16 protein-coding genes are annotated in these 16,637 nt (G+C 38.5%); 1 reads left to right on the top strand and 15 read right to left on the bottom strand.

Features of this window, described 5'->3' with window-relative positions:
- Nucleotides 1–248 precede the first annotated feature (248 nt).
- Entirely contained in the window at nucleotides 249–494 is a 246-nt protein-coding gene (locus tag GX497_07755) for a DUF2627 domain-containing protein (protein ID HHY73106.1), read from the top strand.
- 26 nt (nucleotides 495–520) lie between these two features.
- Here GX497_07755 and GX497_07750 read toward each other — a convergent pair whose 3' ends face one another.
- From GX497_07750 to accC, 15 genes are all read right to left on the bottom strand, one after another.
- A complete protein-coding gene (locus GX497_07750) occupies nucleotides 521–1,912 on the bottom strand; it encodes an aspartate kinase (protein ID HHY73105.1) in 1,392 nt (463 codons plus the stop codon).
- A 179-nt stretch (nucleotides 1,913–2,091) separates the two neighbouring features.
- Complete coding sequence (gene spo0A, locus GX497_07745; protein HHY73104.1) at nucleotides 2,092–2,886, bottom strand: sporulation transcription factor Spo0A; 795 nt, start codon at nucleotides 2,884–2,886, stop codon at nucleotides 2,092–2,094.
- Nucleotides 2,887–3,098: 212 nt separating this feature from the next.
- Entirely contained in the window at nucleotides 3,099–4,394 is a 1,296-nt protein-coding gene (gene spoIVB, locus GX497_07740) for a SpoIVB peptidase (protein ID HHY73103.1), read from the bottom strand.
- A 155-nt stretch (nucleotides 4,395–4,549) separates the two neighbouring features.
- Entirely contained in the window at nucleotides 4,550–6,289 is a 1,740-nt protein-coding gene (recN, locus tag GX497_07735) for a DNA repair protein RecN (protein HHY73102.1), read from the bottom strand.
- Between the two features lie 31 nt (nucleotides 6,290–6,320).
- Nucleotides 6,321–6,770: a transcriptional regulator ArgR gene (gene argR, locus GX497_07730; GenBank protein ID HHY73101.1), complete on the bottom strand. Its 450-nt coding sequence runs from the start codon at nucleotides 6,768–6,770 to the stop codon at nucleotides 6,321–6,323.
- A gap of 143 nt (nucleotides 6,771–6,913) precedes the next feature.
- On the bottom strand, nucleotides 6,914–7,747 hold the full coding sequence (locus GX497_07725; protein ID HHY73100.1) for a TlyA family RNA methyltransferase: 834 nt from the start codon (nucleotides 7,745–7,747) through the stop codon (nucleotides 6,914–6,916).
- 4 nt (nucleotides 7,748–7,751) lie between these two features.
- Nucleotides 7,752–9,656: a 1-deoxy-D-xylulose-5-phosphate synthase gene (locus tag GX497_07720; protein ID HHY73099.1), complete on the bottom strand. Its 1,905-nt coding sequence runs from the start codon at nucleotides 9,654–9,656 to the stop codon at nucleotides 7,752–7,754.
- Between the two features lie 15 nt (nucleotides 9,657–9,671).
- Nucleotides 9,672–10,268 (bottom strand): hypothetical protein, encoded by a 597-nt coding sequence (locus GX497_07715; protein ID HHY73098.1) that lies wholly within the window; start codon nucleotides 10,266–10,268, stop codon nucleotides 9,672–9,674.
- Between the two features lie 690 nt (nucleotides 10,269–10,958).
- Entirely contained in the window at nucleotides 10,959–11,843 is an 885-nt protein-coding gene (locus GX497_07710) for a polyprenyl synthetase family protein (GenBank protein ID HHY73097.1), read from the bottom strand.
- Complete coding sequence (locus GX497_07705; protein HHY73096.1) at nucleotides 11,840–12,082, bottom strand: exodeoxyribonuclease VII small subunit; 243 nt, start codon at nucleotides 12,080–12,082, stop codon at nucleotides 11,840–11,842. Before GX497_07705 ends, GX497_07710 begins: the two co-directional genes overlap by 4 nt.
- A complete protein-coding gene (locus GX497_07700; protein ID HHY73095.1) occupies nucleotides 12,082–13,431 on the bottom strand; it encodes an exodeoxyribonuclease VII large subunit in 1,350 nt (449 codons plus the stop codon). Before GX497_07700 ends, GX497_07705 begins: the two co-directional genes overlap by 1 nt.
- The gene (gene folD / locus GX497_07695) at nucleotides 13,428–14,291 is read right to left on the bottom strand and encodes a bifunctional methylenetetrahydrofolate dehydrogenase/methenyltetrahydrofolate cyclohydrolase FolD (GenBank protein ID HHY73094.1); all 864 of its coding nucleotides are present in this window, start codon (nucleotides 14,289–14,291) and stop codon (nucleotides 13,428–13,430) included. The genes GX497_07700 and folD overlap by 4 nt, the downstream gene beginning before the upstream one ends.
- Before the next feature lie 16 nt (nucleotides 14,292–14,307).
- Nucleotides 14,308–14,703 (bottom strand): transcription antitermination factor NusB, encoded by a 396-nt coding sequence (nusB, locus tag GX497_07690; protein HHY73093.1) that lies wholly within the window; start codon nucleotides 14,701–14,703, stop codon nucleotides 14,308–14,310.
- A gap of 122 nt (nucleotides 14,704–14,825) precedes the next feature.
- Nucleotides 14,826–15,227 carry an Asp23/Gls24 family envelope stress response protein gene (locus GX497_07685; protein ID HHY73092.1) on the bottom strand — a complete coding sequence of 134 codons (402 nt, stop codon included), beginning with the start codon at nucleotides 15,225–15,227 and terminating at the stop codon, nucleotides 14,826–14,828.
- 36 nt (nucleotides 15,228–15,263) lie between these two features.
- Complete coding sequence (gene accC / locus GX497_07680) at nucleotides 15,264–16,625, bottom strand: acetyl-CoA carboxylase biotin carboxylase subunit (GenBank protein HHY73091.1); 1,362 nt, start codon at nucleotides 16,623–16,625, stop codon at nucleotides 15,264–15,266.
- Nucleotides 16,626–16,637 lie beyond the last annotated feature (12 nt).

Here is a 16,637-nt window from a genome sequence, read left to right as displayed (position 1 = left end):
CTTGCAAAAATTGTTTTAAACGATTAATGTAAGCGCTTTATTAGTTTTATTCTCTTTATTACTATTTAATTCAGTTCAAATGGGATTTGCTCATTGCGGAATAAAATAATCACGCAAATTTTTTTAATATATTTTTATTATCATCTCTAACAACGGCAAAAAAAGCAATATTTCCATCTTAATTCTTTCCATTCTCCATGTTATACTTAGTTTATTAATGAATTCGATATTATTGAAAGGAAATTTTTATGCGCCGCTTTCTAGCTTTATTAGTTGTTGCAGTTCCTGGAATACTTGCAGTGTTAGGGTTTAAGTTAATGCGTGATACCATTTTTGCTATTCCACAATTTCATATCCCGTTTTTTTGGCTGCAATTTTTAATTGGTCTACTCTTATTTTTGTTCGGGCTTGTTTTTGTAGCAGGATTCATATTTTATCGCGATAAAAAAAGAAAGAAGCTCCAGCCGAGATTTCAAAATCAAAAAGGTCGTTAGCGAGTTCGTGCTAACGACCTTTTTGATTAATTTACTTCCAATACGAGTGGAATTTCCTCTTCTTTTGTATGCACAAAAAACTCATTATACAAAGCACGGATCGCCTTTGGTGCATCTGACTCAGCAACAGCAAACATCATGCTTACTTCTGAGGAGCCTTGGTTAATCATTTCAATATTCACACCAGCACGGGCAAATGCTCCCGTCGCCCTAGCAGAGATTCCAACAAAGCTTGTCATCCCTTCACCAACAACCATAATAACTGCTTGATTATGGCGGATAGAAATTTGGTCTACCTCTAACTCCGTTTTAATACGGTCTAATACACGTCGTTCTTTTTCTTTGCTTAATTGATTTTCGTGAAGAATGACAGATGTATCATCAATTCCTGATGGCATATGCTCATAAGAAATTCCTTCATCTTCTAAAATTTGCAATAAACGACGACCAAAGCCGATTTCCCGGTTCATTAAATATTTACTTACGTAAATGCTGCAAAAGCCCGAATCACTGGCAATTCCCGCAACAGGTTCTCCTGTATAGTCTCTTTCAGCCACAATTAATGTGCCGGGTGCGGAAGGATTATTTGTATTTTTAATACAAACAGGTATACCAGCACGGAATGCCGGGATTAATGCTTCATCATGAAAAACGGAAAAACCAGCATAAGACAATTCCCGCATTTCTTTATATGTTAATTCTTTAATTTCTTTTGGATTTTCCACGATATTAGGATTTGCCACATAAACAGAATCAACGTCCGTGAAATTCTCATAAAGCTTCGCATCAACTCCCGCTGCTACGATTGATCCTGTAATGTCTGACCCTCCTCTTGAAAATGTGACAAGATTTCCTTCAGGTGAAAACCCGAAGAAACCTGGGATCACTAATACTTCGTTGCGTTCTTTTAATTTTTTAAGATTTTCATATGTCACAGGCAATGTTTGCGCATTACCAGGATCATCTGTTACGACAATACCTGCTTCTTTAGGATTAACATAAAGAGCGGCTACCCCAATTGAATTTAAGTATGCAGCAAACAGCTTCGCACTGTTATCTTCACCACTAGCTTTTAGGCAATCCATAAAACGTGCTTCATTTGTTTTATCTAATTGAACAAGCTCATATAAGTTAGCTGAAATTTCATCAATAATCCCATTTACTAAATGGAGGTCCACGGCGATTTGCTGATAGCGCCCAATAACCTCTGTTAATTGTTCATCTATATTATTACCTTTTAGGCAGCTTTCGCCTAAGGCAATCAATAAATCAGTCGTCTTTGTGTCTGCTTTAAACCTTTTTCCAGGAGCAGAGACGACAACAATTTTTCTATCTTGATCTGCTTTTATAATATTTGCTACTTTTAATAATTGTTCAGCACTTGCCATCGAAGTTCCACCGAATTTTGCAACTTTCATTCTCTCCAACCACCTATTTCATAAAATTATAACTTTACCCTCACATTTCTATAATTTTAACGCACTAAAGGAGATACTTCAATGATAATATTTGCTTAAAAACAGCTCATAAAAAAGACTGCCAAATAACAGCAGCCTATGACTTATAAATCACTTATTCATTTAAGATGGTATCCAATCTATGAGGCCATATGCTCCAGTCGTAATTTATCGGCGACCATCGCGATGAACTCACTATTCGTAGGTTTTGCTTTTGACATGCTAACTGTATAACCGAAAAGGTTAGAGATGGAATCAATATTACCACGGCTCCATGCCACTTCAATCGCATGGCGGATGGCCCGCTCTACTCGGCTTGCGGTTGTATTATACTTTTTGGCAATATCTGGATATAAAACCTTTGTAATTGAGCCTAGAAGCTCGATATCGTTATAGACCATGGAAATAGCCTCACGTAAATACAAATACCCTTTGATATGCGCTGGAACCCCAATTTCATGAATAATACTTGTAATATTTGCATCAAGGCTTTTTGTTTTTGGCTCAGCTACTGCAGCTGCTCTTGTTATGATTGGACGCTTCGTAATCGCTGCCGCCTTGCCTGATACTTGACGAATATGGTTAACGAGATTTTCCATATCAAATGGCTTTAAGATAAAATAAGAAGCACCAAGTTCAACAGCTTTTGTCGTTACATCCTCTTGGCCAAATGCTGTCAGCATAATTACATTAGGGAATGTTGCTTTATGTAAATCACGCATTCTCTCTAACACCGCTAAACCATCTAAATGCGGCATGATAATATCTAATACAAGTACATCAGGATCATGATCTTCTAAAAAATCCAAGCATTCTTGACCATTGTAGGCAACACCGATTACTTCTATATCATCCTGATTGGATAAATATTCCTCTAAAAGCGAAACGAGCTCGCGGTTATCATCCACTAAACAAACTTTTATTTTCTTTACCACACAAACTTCCTCCTCAGTACAATTTTCCTTTAATTTTATTCTAACTGAAAGTTTCGACAATGCAATGAAAAATCCTTTAAAAATTTAAAAAAATAATAAATATTCACGATTATCTCAATTTTTCTCCAATTCACTCTACTTTTCGACGTTTTACGTCAATTGACAAGAAAACATCTTTGTATTTGTCGAATAAACACGAGAAAGCGAGCTGTTTAGCTCGCTTTCTTCTTTTCGTCTTCGGTTTTTGCATAAATATTAATGCCCGCTTCGTTTAACATCCATTCAATATGAACACCGTACCCCGAAGTCGGATCATTGACAAAAACATGTGTTACCGCTCCAATAATTTTCCCATTTTGAATAATTGGACTTCCGCTCATTCCTTGAACAATTCCCCCGGTTTTTTCTAAAAGCTCTGGATCAGAAATTTTTATAACTAATCCTTTTGTAGCAGGGAATTTTTGCGGAACAGAGCTAATCACCTCGACATCGAATTCCTGAACCTTATCTCCGCCAACAACTGTTAAAATTTTCGCTGGCCCTTCTTTAACTTCGTTAGATAAAGCAATTGGGAGTGGTGTATCGACAATCCCATTTTCAATATCTTTCGTTAACTCACCAAAAATGCCAAATGGGCTATTTCGGGTAATGTTGCCAATGATATCATTCTCATTGGAAAAACGAGCAAGCTTTTCACCAGGACTTCCATTAGCCCCTTTTTCAATCGAAGTAACAGTGGAACGAACGATTTGGCCATCGTGGACGACGATTGGCTTTTTCGTATCCATGTCTGAAATCACATGTCCAAGGGCACCATATTTTTTAGATTCTGGATGATAAAAGGTCATCGTACCTATTCCTGCTGCAGAATCACGAATGAATAGCCCCATACGATAATTTTTTTCATCTCTAGCTTTTATCGGTTTAAGCTCGGTTTGAAATTTATTTTGATCGCGCAAGATGACTAATTTTAACGTTTGATCATTTTCTCCCGCTTTTTCAACATATTTAGCAACTTCACTCATTTGCTGAATTGGCTCATCATTAATTTCCATAATGATATCGCCAACCTTAATTCCTGCTTCTTCTCCAGGAGATTTGGCACCCTTTTCAGTATCAATTAAGTGGTGGCCTACAACTAGAACGCCAAGCGTATTCAATTTAACACCAATCGACTGGCCGCCTGGAATGATTTTGAATTCAGGTAATACTTTTATATCAACGTTTTTAACGGGTATATTTGCTATTTCTAACAACATCTTCTCTTCACCGCTTTCTTCTCCTTTAATCGAAAGCGTATCTCCGCCATTTTCTGCGATAGAATAAATGGCATTCTTGTTCGTTTGTGAAAAGACTGGTAATGATGTTACTGTTTTTTCTTGTCCTTCAAAAAGAGTCATTTCTTTAGGAATGGAAACATACTCTTGAATTGGTTTAAGGAAGCCAACACCAATTAAAAGAACAAGGAGAATTAATCCTGTTATTTTTCTAAGCCAATCTACTCTCAATCAATTCACTCTCCTCGCTCCTATCCCACACCATGTATAAGAGAAAATCAACACCTTACAGTTATAATTTTGCCCTTGGCAGCAGCATTTATAACTTCATAAAACGAAAAAAGCTATCCTTCAATGGATAGCTTTTCATATTTATTCACTTGGACCTATTCATGCACAACTAGTTTCATTTGATTGGCTAGTTCCAACAATTCATTTGCATGCTGCATTGTTAATTCCGTGATTTCCACTCCAGAAATCATCCGTGCCACTTCTTTAACCTTGGCTTCTAAGTCTAATTCGGCAATCGATGTAACCGTTCGCTCTCCCTTTGTTTCCTTTGAAATAAAAAGATGGGTGTCTGCCATCGCCGCTACTTGCGGCAAATGGGTAATACAAAGCACTTGCGAGCCGCTTGAAATTTTATAAATTTTTTCGGCCATTGCCTGCGCAACACGACCGCTAACACCTGTGTCGACTTCATCAAAAATAATCGACGTAACGCCTTGCTGTTTCGAAAAAATACTTTTTAAAGCAAGCATAATTCTTGATAATTCGCCGCCAGATGCAATTTTTGATAAAGATTTAAGCGGTTCACCTGGATTCGTCGAAATTAAAAATTCAATTTTGTCCATTCCCGTTTCTAAAAACTCAATTGGCTGACCTTTAAATATAACAGCTTGCTCATTTACCTTACTAGTTGATAAAGCAAAATCAATATCAAATACGGTCTTCGCCATATGTAATTCCTGCAACTCTTTATGAATATAATCCTTTAAATTTTCCGCTATTTGCTTGCGAAGATTCGATAAATTTTGCGCTTCGAGTAATAAATCGTTTTGAACTTCGATAAGCTGCTTTCGCAATCGATCTAAATGAACTTCACGGTTTTCAATTTGATCAATTTCATCTTCTATTTTTGCCGCATACTCTAAAATATCTTCCACTGTTTGTCCATATTTTTTCTTTAAAAAGCGAATTTCATTTAAGCGTGCTTCAATGGAATCAAGCCTTGCTGGGTCAAATTCTAAAAAATCCCGCTCATCCCGAAGAGAGGAGGCCGCTTCTTCAAGCAAGTAAAAACTATTCGAAACATTTTCGTAAATGTTTTTTAATTTTTCATTTAATGGTGCTACATCTTCAAGCTCGTTCATGGCAAGTCCAATCCAATCCAATCCTTGCCGCTCCCCTGATAAAGCTTCATAGCTCGTTGAGACTGCAGTATGTATTTTTTCAAAATTGGAAAGCTGAAGTTTTTCATCAACTAATTGTTCTTCTTCCCTAGGCTGAAGATTCGCATTTTTAATTTCACTTAATTGAAATTGAATTAAATCAAGGCGGTGAGCCATTTGTTGTTCATTTTCATTTAAGCTTTTTAATTGCTTTCTAAGTTGTAAAAATTGCTTGTATAGCCGTTGATACTCTTCAAGGGCGGAAAGCGTTTTTTGCTCATCAAATTGATCAAGCATCGGTAAATGACGGTCTTCATTCATTAGATCCTGATGTTCATGCTGCCCATGAACGTCAATTAGCGTTCTACCTATTTCACGGATGATGCCTAACGTAACAAGCTTTCCATTAATTCTGCAGACGCTTTTTCCGTTTGTTAATATTTCCCTACGGAGAACGACCATTCCGTCGGCAATATCTATTCCTAATTGTAATGCCTTTTCAATACATGGATGTTTGTCATGATCAAGTAAAAATAAACCTTCAATTTCAGCCTTTTTACAGCCAAACCTTACAAATTCCGATGAACCTCTTCCGCCAGCTACTAGGCTAATTGCATCAATAATAATCGATTTCCCTGCCCCAGTTTCACCGGTTAAAACTGTTAAGCCTTTTTGAAAAGATATGGATAGCGCTTCAATTATTGCGAAATTTTTTATCGATAGTTCTGCTAACATTACAGTCACACCCCTAATCACTTTGGTGTATTTAAAGCATATCTAAAAATCGATTGGAGATATTTTCAGCCGCTTCAACCGAACGACATATAATTAATATCGTATCATCGCCGCCAATCGTCCCGAGAATTTCATCCCAGTCTAAATGATCGATTAAGGCCGCAATCGCATTTGCGTTTCCCGGCAATGTTTTCATAACAATAAGATGATCTGCAGAGTCAATTTTTACAAATGCATCTATTAATGATCTTTTCAATTTTTGTAAAGGATTAAAGCGTTGATCAGCTGGCAAACTATATTTGTAGCGTCCGTCCGCCATCGGCACTTTAACGAGATGAAGCTCTTTAATATCTCTTGAGATTGTTGCTTGTGTTATGTTATATCCTTGATTTTTTAGAATTTCGACAAGTTCGTCTTGGGTTTCAATATCATGATTGGCAATGATTTCTCTAATTTTTATATGACGTTGTCCCTTGTTCATCTAAAAAACCACCACCTTTTTTGTATACTTTTTCATAATTATTATGTTAAACGATTTTTAATAAATTGTACAAATTTCGATGTCTTTTCTTATACTGATATCCGATAAAAAGTTATACTTATCAGTGCAAAAAAGGATAACTTTTATTCAGTTACCCTTTGGTCTTTTAATGTTTCATGAGCATCATTGACAATTTGCTCTACATCGATTGCATTGAACTGTTCGTTGTTGCCTTCGTGCCATGATAAATGCAATAAAAACTCGATATTCCCTTCGCCACCAGTAATCGGCGAATAGGAAGCGGCGTTGACGCTAAACCCTATTTCATGAGCAAATTGAATCACATCCTGCAGAACATTACAATGAATTTTCTTATCGCGAATGATTCCTTTTTTTCCAACTTCATCTTTTCCTGCTTCAAATTGCGGCTTTACTAAACAAACAACCTCACCGCCCGTCGTGAGAATCGTTTTTAATACAGGCAAAATTAATTTTAGAGAAATAAAAGAAACATCAATTGTTGCGAAGTTTGGTAAACCTTGTAAAAAATTCTCGGTCGTTACATAACGAAAATTCGTTCTTTCCATGACGGTGACACGGTCATCTTGTCGTAATTTCCAAGCTAGCTGATTATAGCCGACATCAAGAGCATAGACAAGCTTTGCTCCATTTTGCAAGGAGCAATCAGTAAATCCGCCTGTAGATGCCCCAATATCGAGAACAATTTTATCATGTAAATCAAGGTTGAATACTTTGATGGCCTTTTCTAACTTTAGCCCACCTCTTGAAACATAAGGCATCACTTTCCCTTTTACTTCCAATGGTGTTTCAACTTCGATTTTCAAGCCTGGTTTATCAATGCGCTCGTCAGGTGTATATACGAGTCCTGCCATAATTGCCCTTTTAGCCTTTTCTCTTGTTTCGAACAGGCCTCTTTCCACTAATAAAACATCGACTCTTTCTTTTTTAACACCCATTGTTTCAAGCCCTTTGCTGTTTTCTTACTATTTGTTTTTCATGGAGCTGACATACTTTTTCAACAACTTTTTCCGTTGTTAAGCCTATTTCTTCTAAAAGTTTTGATACGCTTCCATGTTCAATAAATTGATCAGGAATGCCCATTCTAGCAATTTTGGTATCATAATATTGATGGTCATGGGCAAATTCTAATACAGCACTGCCAAAACCACCCTGAAGCACAGCTTCTTCAATTGTTAAAATCGGCATACCTGTTCGTAAAATGGCATGAAGCATTTGCTCATCAAGCGGTTTGATAAAACGGGCATTGACAACCTTTGCATTGATGCCAGCTTTCAAGAGCAATTTTGCAGCATCAAGAGCCATCTCGATTGTTGTTCCAAAGGTAAGAATGGCTACATCGTTGCCCTCTTTTAAGACTTCCCAAGTACCTATTGGGATTTCTTTAAATTCGGTATCCATTTCCACACCAAGGCCATTTCCACGTGGGAATCTAAGCGCGATTGGACCATTATCGTATTGAAGGGCCGTATAAACCATATGTTGACCTTCATTTTCATCTTTTGGCATCATTAGAACGATGTTAGGAATATGTCTTAAAAACGCGATATCATAAATACCATGATGCGTCTCTCCGTCAGCTCCAACTAAGCCAGCCCGGTCTATTCCAAAAAATACATTTAACTTTTGGCGGCAAACATCGTGAATCACTTGGTCATAGCCGCGCTGTAAAAACGTTGAATAAATCGCTAAGAACGGTTTGAGATTTTGTGTTGCCAGCCCTGCCGCCATTGTTACAGCATGCTGTTCAGCAATCCCAACGTCAAAGAAGCGCTTAGGAAGTTCTTTCGCAAAATCCATTAATTTTGAACCCATTGGCATTGCTGGCGTAATCGCAACAACTCGTTTATCGTTTCGCGCATTTTTTAGAACAGCGTCACTAATCACTTTACTCCAAGCAGGAGCAGTGGTAACTGGCTGGATTCCTTCTCCAGACTCTATCTTATATGGACCAACCCCATGCCATTTTCCAGTTGTATCTAATTCTGCTGGTTTGTATCCTTTGCCTTTTTTCGTGATTACATGAACAAGGATAGGCCCTTTCGTTTTTTTTGCAAATTGAAGGGTCTCGATTAAATTCGTAATATTATGACCGTCTACTGGGCCAAGATACGTAAACCCTAACTCCTCGAAAAACACCCCTGAAACGAGCAAATATTTTAGAGAATCCTTAATCCGTTCAGCAGTGGCTGCCACTTTACCGCCGATTGCCGGAATTTTTTTCATTAAAAATTCTAATTCATCTTTCACCCATTGGTATTTTCCTGCCGTGCGCAGTCTTCCTAAAATATGATGCAAGGCGCCGACATTTGGAGCAATTGACATTTCATTATCATTCAAAATAACGATGATATCCTTTTTTTCATGTCCGATATGGTTTAAAGCCTCCAATGCCATTCCACCTGTTAAAGCACCGTCACCAATAATTGGAATTATTTTTTCATCCGTTCTTTTTAAATCCCTAGCAATCGCCATCCCCATTGCTCCGGAAAGCGAAGTTGAACTATGACCTGTTTCCCAGACATCATGCTCTGATTCACTCATTTTCGGGAATCCTGACAATCCTTTATATTTTCTAAGGGTATCAAAACCGCCAGCACGACCTGTTAAAATTTTATGAACATAAGATTGATGCCCAACATCCCATAGAAGTTTGTCTTTAGGACTGTCAAATACTTTATGTAGTGCTAATGTAAGCTCTACAACACCAAGATTAGGACCTAAATGACCGCCGCTCGTTGAAAGCTTTTCAACAAGAAACTTTCTAATAGCTTCTGCCAGCTTCTCTAACTCATCATCTGTAAGGTTTTTGATCATTTTAGGGTCTTTTAACATCTCAAGGTTCATGTTAGCAACTCACTTTCATTTTCTAACTTTACGTTTTTTATGTTCTTTAAAAAGTGTAATTTTAAACTTATCTTCAAGCACGTATAAAATCTGTCCAACTCGAAAAATTATATCCGTTGAATAACGAATCGCAAATGATTTTCCAAATGCTTTTCCGCCCACTGTCAACGCAGCAACAATACTTGTAAAAACAACTGAAATAATATATTGAGGAGCCGAAACCTCTTCATAGCCTAAACTCGTCGCAATTTGAATTATGACGATGGCCGAGGCAGTTCCACTAATAATTCCGGAAATATCACCGATGACATCATTACAAAAATTTGCAAAACGATCCGCATTCCTTGTAATTAAAATCGCTTGCTTTGACCCCTTTATCTTCTTTGAAGCCATCGCATGAAAAGGCGTTTCATCTGCAGAGGTAGAAGCAATTCCTAGTATATCAAAAAAAATCCCGATAAGGACAATGAACAATACTAATAGCATGCCCACTCCCCATTTTACACCACTGAGCATGATAGTTGAAATAATTGAAAAAATAGCCGCTAACACAAATGTGATAACGGCAATGCTTAAACTAAAACGTATCGATTTATGTAAGAGATCTTTCATTTTTCAACTACCTTTTTTCGGTAAATTCCGATAAAAATTATTGAAAGCGGAGTGGTCATACACTGAGTAAAAACTACGGCTTAGGTCCAGTAGGTTTTCCCAAGCGAGTACCAAGTGTTGCCACTTCGGCGGTTTCCCTTTAAACCCACCTTAGCTGTGTCACCAGCAGCTAGACTGGATTGCCACTTAGTCCGTACTATAATCCCCAGTATATGTCAGTCGTGAACAGTCTAGGAGTTTTCCTCAGGCAGCCTTTAACTAATCCCTAGCCTCTTTTGCAGAGAAGATTTCATATGGACATGTTCATAACAGTTCGAGCGGCCTACTCGATACTTTATGCTTTAACCATAATCCCCGCTTACTCCACTCAAGGCAGGCTACGCTGCTTGCAATGCTTCCCGCACTTGCAATAACAGGTTCATACCCCATTCCATAGGATTGCTCCTGTTACAACTCCTACGCAAATGGGCCTCCGCGGAAGAAGGGTCAACGCCCACATGCCTTTGTGGATCGCCCTTCAACCTTAACTCCCAGCATCAACCCAAGGCTGGGCGCCTCAAGCCAACACAAGGAACTTCATCGATGTGCCCTTTAACGGATTTTTAGGCCCGTCTTCAGAATTAGTAGACCGACTAGAATACTGCACCACTCCAATTGTTACTTTCATACTACCATAAAACTAACAAATGCTCAATGATTGCGATTGACAATATAGTCGGCAATTTCCAATAACAAATCTTGATTGACGTTTGCTTTTTCGAGCCACATTTTCGCTTGTTTTAGGTGGTCATTGCACTTTTCCTTTGCGCCTTCTACAGTTAATAATTTCGGATAAGTGCTTTTCGCTTTTCCTTCATCACTACCTACTGGCTTGCCAATTTGCTCAACACTACCTTCAATATCTAAAATATCGTCTTTAATTTGAAAAGCTAAACCTAAATGTTTAGCAAACGCATCCAAACATTGTTGTTGTTCATCGGTAGCACCTGCAATAACAGCACCAGCTACAATCGCAAAACGAAGAAGCTTTCCTGTTTTATGCTCATGAATATACTCAAGTTCAGGAACAGTTAAAAGCTTATTTTCCCCTAAAAGGTCAGCAACTTGTCCACCAACCATGCCACTAGGTCCCGCAGCATGCGCTAGCATCGCAATAACTTTAACTTTTAAAGAATCCGATAGCGCTTTCGAATTGGCGATGACTTCAAAGCTATGGGTCAACAAACCGTCCCCGGCTAATATCGCAATCGCTTCCCCATAAACCTTATGGTTCGTCGGCTTTCCGCGTCGGAGATCATCATCATCCATGCTCGGCAAGTCATCATGGATAAGCGAATACGTATGAATCATTTCCAGAGCACAAGCAACGTCCAAGCCTGATTCTTCTGGTTTTCCAAATGCGTTTATCGTTGCGAATAAAAGAATCGGCCTTATTCTTTTCCCACCAGCCTTTAAGGAATAGATCATCGATTCCTTAATTATTTCCGGTGCTTCCATAGTCTCGATATAAATAGGGAGTTTCTCTTCTATCCACTGTTTTTTATTCGTTAAATATGTACTTAAAAGCTGGGTCATTGTTGTCCTCCATCTTCTTCTAAGATAAAAGGCTTCATTTCTCCATCTTCCCCGAGAATTTGCTCCATTTGTTTTTCAACATATTGTAATTTTTCATGGCATATTTTCGATAAGCTCATTCCTTCTTGAAAATATGCAATCGCTGCCTCCAAAGGAACGTCACCTTCTTCTAGCTTTCCGACAATGTCCTCAAGACTTTTCATTGCCTGTTCAAAAGTCATTTTTTCCGCTTCACTCATCAATTTTCACCCTCTTCTAGTCCCCAAACTTGACATTCAAGGCTGCCATTCGTCAAAAGAACTTTTATAGTATCACCAAGCTCAATTTGTTTAATGGATTTCACAATTTTTTTCTCTTCATTGTAAACGAGACTGTAGCCTCTTTCCATTACTTTTAACGGGTTTAAGGCGTTCAATGTTGTTATCGTATTGCTAAATTGCATCCGTTTCTCATTCAGTTGCTTCATAGCGGCCCGTTCTAATTCCCGCGTTAACCGCTTGAGTCGTTCATTTTCGCGGTTAATTTGGGCAAGTGGATGGGACTTTTTTAATCTAGCGTTGACTTGCTTGAACTTTTCTTCTTCTCTTTCTAATTTACGGCGCATTTCTTTCGTTAATTTCTCAAACAACCGGTCCAACTCTTGCTCTTTTTGATTAATAAGTTGCCTTGGATAACGAAAAGCATACGATTTTCGAAGATGTTGTAAGTTTTTTTTCGCCATATTTACTTTTTCATTCACAGCTCTAACGAGCCTTACTGTATTTACAGCTACTCTTTCGTGCAATTCCTCAATATGGGGGACGGCCAGCTCCGCCGCTGCAGTTGGCGTTGGGGCACGGAGGTCCGCCACAAAATCAGCGATTGTAAAATCAGTCTCATGGCCGACAGCCGAAATAATTGGAATGACTGAGGCAAATATGGCGCGTGCCACGATTTCCTCATTGAAAGGCCAAAGATCCTCAATCGATCCTCCACCACGTCCGGCAATTAGACAATCAAATCCACCCATTGTGTTAGCATTTTGAATTGCATTTGCAATCGAAGCAGCTGCTTCGTCTCCCTGTACTAAAACAGGAAGAATCGTAATTCTGGCAATTGGATAACGTCTTTTGATTGTTGTCAAAATATCCCTGATTGCAGCACCTGTTGGTGATGTTATTACACCAATATGCTCAGGAAATTTTGGAATTACTTTTTTGCGCTCCTCGGAAAATAGCCCTTCAAGCTCTAGCTTTTTTTTCAATTCTTCAAAGGCCAAATATAGATTACCAATGCCGTCTGGCTGCATTTCTTTCGCATAAATTTGGTATTGGCCATAAGCTTCATAGACTGTGACTTCACCGCGAATAAGCACCTTCATCCCATCTTCAGGCTTAAACTTTAGATAACGATTATCACCAGCAAACATCACGCCTTGAATGCGGGTATTTTCATCCTTCAAAGTGAAATACATATGACCACGGCTATGCCATTTAAAATTCGAAAGCTCCCCCTTTATCCATACTTCCTGTAAATGGGGATCTGTATCAAATTTTCTTTTTAAATACCTTGTTAAGGCCGTAACCGTTAAAAATTTTTGCTCGGTCATGAACGAGCCTCAAGCTCGTATTTTGCAGATTCAATTGTATTATAAAGAAGCATCGTAATCGTCAACGGGCCGACACCACCTGGAACTGGCGTAATAAAGCTTGCCACTTCTTTTCCTTCATCAAAAATTACATCACCAACAAGTTTGCCTGTCGTTTCATCACGATTGACACCAACGTCAATGACAACTGCGCCCTCTTTAATATGGTCCTTGCCGATGAAATTTGCTCTACCAACAGCAACAATTAAAATATCCGCTTGCTTCGTCATTTCTTTTAGGTTTTTCGTTCTTGAATGGCAATAGGTAACTGTTGCATTTTCATTTAAAAATAGCTGACCAACTGGTTTTCCAACAATATTGCTGCGGCCAACGACGACAACATGCTTCCCTTCGATTTCAATATTTTGAAGCTGCACCATTTTTAAAATGCCAAAAGGTGTGCAAGAAATAAACGCTCTTTGCCCTGTCATCATTCTGCCAACATTAATCGGGTGAAACCCGTCCACATCTTTGTCCGGTGAAATTCTTTCGATAACTTTTTTCTCATCAATATGAGCTGGTAAAGGCAATTGCACTAAAATCCCGTGAATAGCAGCATCATTGTTTAATTCATCAATCATTTGTAGAAGTTCAGCTTCCGTTAATGTAGCTGGCACTTCAATAGAACGATTGTAGATGCCTACTTCTTCACAGCCTTTTTTCTTACCTTTAACATAGGAATGGGAAGCAGGGTCATCACCCACGAGGATTACCGCTAATCCCGGTGTAACCCCTTGTTCTTGAAGTTTGTTAACTTCTACTTTCATTTCCTCCCTTAACTGTGTTGCGATTTCCTTACCGCTAATAATTTTTGCTGTCATGTCTGTGCCCCCAATATTAATTCTCTTTCATTTTATTTTTTATTTTAGATAAAACACTATTTACAAATTTACTTGAATTGTCATCACCGAATTTTTTTGCTAATTCAATTGCTTCATCGATTGAGACATTATGTGGGATATCATCCAAAAACATCATCTCATATGTAGCCATCCGTAAAATTGTCCGGTCAACATTGCCTAAACGTTCAATTGTCCACTTTTCTAAATTTTCACTAATGAGCTTGTCTATTTCAACGAGATTTTTTGACGTGCCGATGACTAAGTCCTCTAAAAAAGGATCGATTTTGCCATCCTCTAACACATAACGAATGGCTTCGAGAGGATCAATCTGACTTCGGTCAATCTGAAATAAAGATTGTAACGCTTTTTCTCTTGCTGTTCTTCTTTTCATTCACTAACTTCCTTTCAACAGTATAGAAAGATGATACCATAAAATGACACGATTTTTAATAATATAAAAAAAAGCCAAGGAGATTGCTACTCCCCAAGGCTTAAACATCGTTATATTTTTAATTAAAATGCTAGGTCTTCCTCTTCGGCTTTCTGTTCGAACTGTACACCAACAACATGAATATTAATTTCGCTCACATCAAGAGCAGTCATATTCAGTAAAGCTTGACGAATGTTATCTTGAATTCTTTTGGCCACGTCTGGAATGGAAACTCCAAAAAGCATGACGACATAAACATCAATCAAAATCCCTTCTTCTCCAAGCTCAACTTTAATCCCTTTTCCATGTGATTTTCTGCCAAGTTTTTCGGCAACACCAGTCGCAAAGTTTCCGCGCATTGATGAAACACCATCGACCTCTGATGCCGCAATTCCAGCAATAACCTCAATCACTTCGGGAGCAATTTCTACCCTGCCAAGACTTGTTGAGTGCTCTGCCATGCCAATTAATTGATTTTCAGACATGTAAACAGCTCCTTTCCTATCATCTGTTCATAAGTATTACTTTTTCTCTGTTAAATCATACTTCTCAAGGAATTTTGTGTTAAAATCTGCATCCACAAACTTCTCATGATTTAATAATCGTAGATGGAAAGGAATGGTTGTGTCAATACCTTCAATTACAAATTCACTTAAAGCACGCTTCATTCTCGCAATAGCTTCTTCTCGTGTTGCACCGTGGCAAATAAGTTTAGCAACCATTGAATCATAAAACGGTGGAATTTTATAGCCAGGGTATACAGCTGAATCAATACGTACTCCAAAACCACCTGGTGGTAGGTACATTTTTACCTCTCCTGGTGACGGCATAAAGTTCCGATCAGGATTTTCTGCGTTGATGCGACATTCAATCGCCCATCCTTCATATTTGATATCTTCTTGTTTAAGCGTAAGTTCTTCGCCATTGGCAATACGAATCATCCACTTAATTAAGTCGACGCCTGTTACCATTTCGGTGACTGGATGCTCAACTTGAATCCGCGTGTTCATTTCCATAAAGTAGAACTTCTTATTATTGTAATCATAAATAAATTCTACTGTACCAGCGCCAGAATAATTAACAGCTTTTGCGGCTTTAACCGCAGCTTCACCCATTTCAGCGCGTAGCTTTTCGTCAAGCGCTGGTGATGGTGTTTCCTCAAGAAGCTTTTGCATCCGGCGTTGCACTGTACAATCACGCTCACCTAGATGAATGACATTGCCATGGTTATCTGCTAATATTTGAATTTCACAATGACGGAAATCTTCGATATATTTTTCAAGATAAATACCAGGGTTGCCGAAAGCTGCTGCAGCTTCTTTTTGTGTTACATTAATACCTTTAATAAGTTCCTCTTCATTAAGGGCAACACGGATTCCTTTACCGCCGCCGCCTGCAGTAGCTTTAATGATAACGGGGTAACCGCCGATAATATCGCTTACAACCTTTTTCGCATCTTCAATTGTTTCAACGATTCCGATAGAACCTGGAACAACCGGAACGCCAGCTTCTTTCATTGTTTCCTTAGCTACATCTTTTGTACCCATTGCGCTAATCGCTTCAGGGCTTGGGCCAACCCAAATGACGTTGCTGTCACGGCACAACTCTGCGAAATCAGCATTTTCCGCTAAAAATCCGTACCCTGGATGTACAGCATCTGCATTCGTAAGCTTGGCGATTGTTATTAAGTTTGTTTTATTCAAATAGCTGTCTTTTGAAGGTGCTGGACCTATGCAATAGGCTTCATCAGCAAGCTGTACATGAAGGGCATCTTTGTCACCTTCAGAATAAACAGCAACCGTTTCAATGTCTAATTCTTTACATGCACGAATAACTCGAACAGCTATTTCTCCTCGATTTGCAATTAATAGCTTTTTAATCACTATAGCCGCCCC

Source organism: Bacillus sp. (in: firmicutes), assembly GCA_012842745.1.
GTDB lineage: Bacteria > Bacillota > Bacilli > Bacillales > Bacillaceae_J > Schinkia.
This window is presented reverse-complemented; position numbering and strand designations above follow the sequence as displayed.

Excerpts from the sequence above, each read along its gene's own strand:
- GX497_07755 (HHY73106.1), top strand. The coding sequence starts at position 249 with ATGCGCCGCTTTCTAGCTTTATTAGTTGTTGCAGTTCCTGGAATACTT.
- GX497_07750 (HHY73105.1), bottom strand. The coding sequence starts at position 1,912 with ATGAAAGTTGCAAAATTCGGTGGAACTTCGATGGCAAGTGCTGAACAA.
- recN (HHY73102.1), bottom strand. The coding sequence starts at position 6,289 with ATGTTAGCAGAACTATCGATAAAAAATTTCGCAATAATTGAAGCGCTA.
- argR (HHY73101.1), bottom strand. The coding sequence starts at position 6,770 with ATGAACAAGGGACAACGTCATATAAAAATTAGAGAAATCATTGCCAAT.
- GX497_07725 (HHY73100.1), bottom strand. The coding sequence starts at position 7,747 with ATGGGTGTTAAAAAAGAAAGAGTCGATGTTTTATTAGTGGAAAGAGGC.
- GX497_07720 (HHY73099.1), bottom strand. The coding sequence starts at position 9,656 with ATGAACCTTGAGATGTTAAAAGACCCTAAAATGATCAAAAACCTTACA.
- GX497_07715 (HHY73098.1), bottom strand. The coding sequence starts at position 10,268 with ATGAAAGATCTCTTACATAAATCGATACGTTTTAGTTTAAGCATTGCC.
- GX497_07710 (HHY73097.1), bottom strand. The coding sequence starts at position 11,843 with ATGACCCAGCTTTTAAGTACATATTTAACGAATAAAAAACAGTGGATA.
- GX497_07705 (HHY73096.1), bottom strand. The coding sequence starts at position 12,082 with ATGAGTGAAGCGGAAAAAATGACTTTTGAACAGGCAATGAAAAGTCTT.
- GX497_07700 (HHY73095.1), bottom strand. The coding sequence starts at position 13,431 with ATGACCGAGCAAAAATTTTTAACGGTTACGGCCTTAACAAGGTATTTA.
- folD (HHY73094.1), bottom strand. The coding sequence starts at position 14,291 with ATGACAGCAAAAATTATTAGCGGTAAGGAAATCGCAACACAGTTAAGG.
- nusB (HHY73093.1), bottom strand. The coding sequence starts at position 14,703 with ATGAAAAGAAGAACAGCAAGAGAAAAAGCGTTACAATCTTTATTTCAG.
- GX497_07685 (HHY73092.1), bottom strand. The coding sequence starts at position 15,227 with ATGTCTGAAAATCAATTAATTGGCATGGCAGAGCACTCAACAAGTCTT.